This window comes from Nocardiopsis sp. TNDT3 (assembly GCF_003427465.1).
Lineage (GTDB): Bacteria > Actinomycetota > Actinomycetes > Streptosporangiales > Streptosporangiaceae > Nocardiopsis > Nocardiopsis dassonvillei.
This window is the reverse complement of record NZ_QPFC01001294.1, coordinates 1-5,507: the sequence shown is the minus strand read 5'-3', so window position 1 is coordinate 5,507 and position 5,507 is coordinate 1. Positions and strand designations below refer to the sequence as shown.

The window sequence follows — 5,507 nt, the reverse complement described above, 5'->3', positions numbered from 1 at the left end:
CCGCCAGCGCGAGGCCCGCCCCCAACCCGGTGATCCGCTCGGCGAGCAGCGGTTCGTCGAAGACGTACTGGGCCATGGAGAACTCGGGGAGGACGAGCTGCGGGACACCGTGGAACACCGCGGTGCAGAAGGTCCCGGCTCCCCCGTGGTGGACCACCGCGTCGCAGTGGGGCATGAGCGCGTGCAACGGCACGTGCTCCACCACCCGGACGTTGTCCGGCAGGGTTCCGGCCCGCGCGCTCTGCTCGGCGGACAGGGTGGCGACGACCTCCACGTCCAGTCCGGCGACCGACTCCAGCAGCTCCGCGAGGGGCAGCCGGTAGCGGTCGTCGAACTTCTCCGGCACGGCCGAGCCGAGGGTCAGGCAGACCCGCCTGCGCCCGCCCGGGGAGCGCAGCCAGTCGGGCACCACCGCGGTCCCGTTGTAGGGCACGTAGCGCAGGGGGATGTGGCGCACGCCCTCCTCGGGGTCCAGGCGCACACCCGGCGGATAGGGGTCCAGGGTGGCCTGGCCCCGGACCAGGTCCTCGGAGAAGTCGGCGCCCACGCGCCGGGCGCTGCGCTCCAGCCAGTCGGCGAGGGGGTCCTCGCGGTCGGCGGCGGGCAGCGCGGCGGCGCGCTCCAGGAACCGGCGGCGGGTGCGGGAGAACACGTCCAGCCCCCACAGGACCCGGACGTGCGCCGCGCCCGAGGCCCGGGCCGCCACCGGCGCGGCGAAGGTGGTCGGCTCCCACAGGACCAGGTCGGGGCGCCACGAGCGGCACAGGTCGGTGAGGTCGTCCAGCATGGGCGTGTTGACCGGATGCCACCACAGCCGGACGAACTCGCGGTAGCCGTCGAGCAGGTAGTCCCAGCCCAGCGCCTCCGGATCGCTCCTGGTCATGTCGAAGCCCCGGCTGTCGCCGAAGCCCAGGCCCTTCAACGTGGTCAGCAGCTGGTGGAAGAGGTGGTCCCGGCCCACCTGGACGGCGGGCAGCCCGGTGCGCGCCGCGACGGGGACCAGCGCGGGCTGGCTGGCCACCCGCACCTCGTGCCCGGCGGCGCGCAGAGCCCACGCCTGCGGGATGAGGCCCAGCAGATGGGTCTTCTCCGCCTGGCTGACGACGAGCACGCGCATGTGCGGTACTTCCTCCCGGTCGGGCCGGGCGGGGCGCGCCCCGCCCTCAGCCCAGGGTGTGCAGGCAGACGAGGAGGGTCCTCGCCTCGATGTTGAGGTAGTGGCCGTGCCGGACCAGCTCCATGAGCTGGGCGACGGTGACCCAGAGGAAGTCCGGGGGGACCTCCGCGGGCAGGTCCGGATCGGCTTCGACGATCCGGTACCTGGTCTGGGCGTGGTGGAAGCGCCCGCCCTCCTCCGAGAGCAGGGCGTCGTAGCGCACGCGGTGGTCCGGCGGCGACTCCGCCTGGGCGGCGAAGGGCTCCGGGCGGCCCAGCGCCTCCGCCGAGGCCGAGTACTGCACCGTCGGGGTGATCTCGACGCGGTCGAGGGTCCCCGGTTCGGCGCGTGCCCGGACCAGGACGTGGAGCACGCCGCCGATCTCGCGCACCAGGAAGGCGGCGAACCCGTGCCTCTCGGGGGCGAGCAGCGGCTGCGTCCAGGACGCGACCTCGCGGATGCGCGCCGAGACCGAGACCATGATGATCCGGAACCCGGGGCCGCCGGAGATCTCGTCCCCGGTCCTGCGCCACCCCTCGGCCCGGGGCAGCGGCAGCAGCTCGGAGCGCCAGTCCACGACCGTCTTGGCCTCGGTGAACCAGCTGACCACACCGGTCATCGGATGCAGCGAGCCGTCCCCGTAGGAGCGCGCGAGCGCCCGCTCGAAGGGGTCCGCGGGCTCCGGCCCCTCTCCCCGGGTCACCGGCAGACAGGACAGCACCGTGCGGGCGTCCATGTTGACGAGGTTGTCCCGGCGCAGCATCCCGTGGATCTGCCGGAGCGTGAACCACCGGTAGTCCTCGTGCTCGGGGACGTCCTCGTCGGGGCCCACCTCGACGACGATGTTGCGGTTGTGCTTGCGCCAGAACCACTCGCCCTGCTCGGACTGGAGCACGTCCACCAGGACCCGGCCGCGGCGCGGAGCGCGGAAGTACTCCACGTAGGGGGTGGCCCGGCCTCCGTGGACCCCCGTGTAGTTGCTGCGCGTGGCCTGCACGGTGGGCGAGATCTGGCGGAGGTTGACGTTGCCGGGCTCGAACTTGGCCTGCATCAGGAAGTGGGGCACCCCGTCGAACTCCTTGACCAGGATGCCCAGGATGCCGATCTCCGGCTGGTCGATGACCGGCTGGTGCACCACCGCACCGCCGGAGGCCACGCGCAGCCCCCGGACGGAGAAGAAGCCGCCGCTCTCGTGGACGAGGTCCCCGGTCCCGGCGGAGAAGGACCAGCTGCGCGTGTGGTCGAAGCCGACCCGCTCGACGGAGAGCAGTTCGTGCCGGGGCCTGCTCTCCCACCACCGGGCGAACTCGGCGTCGGACACCAGCGGTACCGCCCGGTCCGACGCCGAGAGCGCGAACCGGGCTCCGTCCCCGGAACCGGTCACAGCCTGGCCAGGGTCTTGGTCAGGGCCTCGATGATCCGGTCCTGCTCCTGCCGGGGCAGCGAGGGGTACATCGGCAGCGAGAAGATCTCGTGGGCCAGCTTCTCGGTCACCGGCAGACTCCCGGTCTCGTAGCCCAGGTGGGCGAAGCCGGACATCGTGTGGACGGGCCACGGGTAGCTGACGTTGAGCGCGACGTCGTGGGCCTTCATCTCCTCGATGATCCGGTCCCGCTCGGGGTGGCGGACCACGTAGAGGTAGTAGGCGTGCTCGTTACCGGGCGCCGTCGCGGGCAGGACCAGGTCCGTGTCGGCGAGCGCCTCGTCGTAGGCGCGGGCCACCGCCCTGCGGCCCTCGATGTACTCGTCCAGGCGGCCGAGCTTGCGGCGCAGGATCTCCGCGTGGACCTCGTCGAGCCTGCTGTTCTGCCCGTTCGGCGTGACGACGTAGTAGCGCTCCTGGTCCATGCCGTAGTAGCGCAGGCGCCGGAGGGAGGCGTCGACCTCCGGGTCGTTGGTGATCGTCGCGCCCGCGTGGCCGTAGGCGCCGAGGATCTTCGTCGGGTAGAAGGAGAAGGCGGCGGCGTGGCCCATGGAGCCCGCCACGCGCCCGTGGTGGGTGGCTCCGTGCGCCTGGGCGCAGTCCTCCAGGACGACCAGGCCGTGCTCGGCGGCCAGCGCCTCCAGCGGGGCCATGTCCACGCACTGCCCGTACAGGTGGACCGGCAGGATGCAGCGCGTGCGCTCGGTGATCGCCGCCGCGACCTGGTCCACACGCATGAGGTAGGTGTCCGGGTCGATGTCGACGAAGACCGGGCGCGCCCCCACCAGGTCGATGGCCAGGACCGTGGGCGCGGCCGTGTTCGACACGGTGATGACCTCGTCGCCCTCACCGACGCCCAGGGCGCGCAGGGCGAGCACGATGGCGTTGGTGCCGTTGTCGACGCCCGCGCAGTGCGCCACGCCGTGGTACTGGGCGAACTCCTCCTCGAAGGCCACCAGGGAGGGGCCCCAGATCAGCTTCCCCGACTTGAACACCTTGTCCACGGCGTCGAGGATGTCCTCCCTTTCCTTCTCGTACTCCTCCAGGTAGCCCCAGACATAGGTCGTCATGTGTTCCTCCGTTTTCAGGTCGCCCGCGGCCGGGAGAACCGGGCGCCTGGATCGTGTCAGCAAGGGTGGCCCCCGCGCGGCGACCACCCGGCTCCGTACCGGTTTCCGGCACACCAGAAGAATCGTCGGCGGGGGTTTTCCCACGGGGGGAGTCAAAATAAACGGCGGGGCCGTAACGGACCCGGGGTCTCGGCTCAGCCGACCTCAATCATTTTCTTGGCAGCCATGTCCAAGGCCTTGGAAGCCCACTCCGGGAAACTCATACCAGAACTCTCGGCGGCTTCCTGCCATTGCCTCTTCCGCTCCGGGTTAATGGCGACCTGAACGTATATGGTCTCCCGTGCGGGGTCCACTCCCCGGGCCTTGAGGCGGATGCGGCGGCGGAGCTCGTTGCGGGACCAGCGGCCCGCCTCGGCCTCGGCCAACCAGCGTTCCTGCTCCTCCTCCGGGAGGCCGCACACCTCGGCGTGGTGCTGGAAGCTCAGCTTCTCGCGGCGCCGGGCGGGGACGAACTTCCTGGCGACCCAGGCGTAGTTGCGCAGGGTCTGGTAGTCGAGGGAGGTCTTCTCGATCGCGCGCTTGTACCGCTGGGGGTAGTTCTCCTGGCCGTAGATGAGCCAGTCCCCGAGCCACCAGGCGGACGCGTCGGAGATGACGAAGATGTGCTGTCCCCAGCGCTCCCAGTCGACCATGGCCATGCCGTCGGGCAGGTGGAGGCTCGTTCTGCGGGTGGGGTTGCCCGAGGCGCCCCGTCGGCCGCCCGAGTCCGCGGCGGACCGGCTCCGTCTGGCTTCGGGGACCTTCGCCTGGGGGCTGGCGTGGCTGTCCGGATTCATCACTGCTTCCATGTGGGTCCCCTTATCGACCTTCCTGAGAGGGCAAGAGAACTCAGCGCTCGGGCCAGGATCAGTCGTCTTGTAAGACAAGGTGGTCTGATATCGGTAAGAGGGCTCACTGCGCATGTTCGCGGGTTGTGCGGACAAGGGTCCGGGCACACGTCGACGCCGGGTTCATGGGAGCACACGTGAAAAGGGGAACGGTCGACGGAAGTCGATCCTCAACCCCTCAGCGCAGATATGCGGTGAGCACAGAACGGACACAGTCTTCAAACTGGTTTAAAGAGGTCAAGAAATCAACTGGAGCCTGAAGACCCTCCCTGGCCGATGCCGCAGCGAAACCGGTCGTGGATAACCGGCGATAACCAGTCCGTCAACATGGCCGGTATCGGTCAACGCCGTTCGTAAAGCAGCGTATGAGATAGCTGAGCGTACAGGCAACCCCCTGATTATTAAGCACTTTGCGCTAGGCGGCGCACACGGTAAGTCGCGCAGGTGGGACGCCAAACCGCGGGCCCCGACTCGACGACACGCGGCCCGACCGGTGCTCACTCTCGGCGACGGAGCCCGGACGCAAGGAGGAAGGTCATGTGAGAAAAGGTTTTACTAATTCCTTCGAAACCCTCGCCCTAGCATTTCTGACAGATCGTGAGGATCTCCGGTGCGTATCTTGTTCGCAACGTTCTCCGAGAAGACCCACTTCATCGGGATGACCCCCCTGGCATGGGCGCTGCGCGCCGCCGGGCACGAGGTGCGCGTCGCCAGCCAGCCCGAACTCGCGCCGACGGTGGCCGCGACCGGGCTGCCGTTCGTCGCCGCGGGGTCGGACCACGTGCTCCCCCAGGTGATCGCCTGGGTCGGGCGCATGGCGCGGGACATGCGCCCCGACTTCGACATGATGCGCGTGGCGGCTCCGGAGGTCCCCTCCGGGGAGGAGCTGCGGGCCGCCTACCGCGACGTGCTGGTGCCGCTGTGGTGGAAGGTCGTCAACGACCCGATGCTGGAGGACCTGGTCGCCTTCT

General features: G+C 69.8%; 4 protein-coding genes and 1 pseudogene. 1 reads left to right on the top strand and 4 read right to left on the bottom strand.

Features of this window, described 5'->3' with window-relative positions; genetic code table 11:
- From DQW06_RS27030 to DQW06_RS27015, 4 genes are all read right to left on the bottom strand, one after another.
- Positions 1–1,117, bottom strand: a 1,117-nt coding sequence (locus tag DQW06_RS27030; protein ID WP_117199551.1) for an activator-dependent family glycosyltransferase, incomplete at its 3' end; no start/stop codon positions are given.
- Between the two features lie 46 nt (positions 1,118–1,163).
- Complete coding sequence (locus DQW06_RS27025) at positions 1,164–2,540, bottom strand: NDP-hexose 2,3-dehydratase family protein (RefSeq protein ID WP_117199550.1); 1,377 nt, start codon at positions 2,538–2,540, stop codon at positions 1,164–1,166.
- Positions 2,537–3,649 (bottom strand): DegT/DnrJ/EryC1/StrS aminotransferase family protein, encoded by a 1,113-nt coding sequence (locus DQW06_RS27020; RefSeq protein ID WP_117199549.1) that lies wholly within the window; start codon positions 3,647–3,649, stop codon positions 2,537–2,539. Before DQW06_RS27020 ends, DQW06_RS27025 begins: the two co-directional genes overlap by 4 nt.
- Positions 3,650–3,843: 194 nt before the next feature.
- On the bottom strand, positions 3,844–4,497 hold the full coding sequence (locus DQW06_RS27015) for an LmbU family transcriptional regulator (RefSeq protein WP_013155703.1): 654 nt from the start codon (positions 4,495–4,497) through the stop codon (positions 3,844–3,846).
- A 649-nt stretch (positions 4,498–5,146) separates the two neighbouring features.
- Between DQW06_RS27015 and DQW06_RS27010 the strand changes: the two are divergent.
- Positions 5,147–5,507, top strand: a pseudogene (locus DQW06_RS27010) (hypothetical protein); the annotation flags it as partial.

Excerpts from the sequence above, each read along its gene's own strand:
- DQW06_RS27020 (WP_117199549.1), bottom strand. The coding sequence starts at position 3,649 with ATGACGACCTATGTCTGGGGCTACCTGGAGGAGTACGAGAAGGAAAGG.
- DQW06_RS27015 (WP_013155703.1), bottom strand. The coding sequence starts at position 4,497 with ATGGAAGCAGTGATGAATCCGGACAGCCACGCCAGCCCCCAGGCGAAG.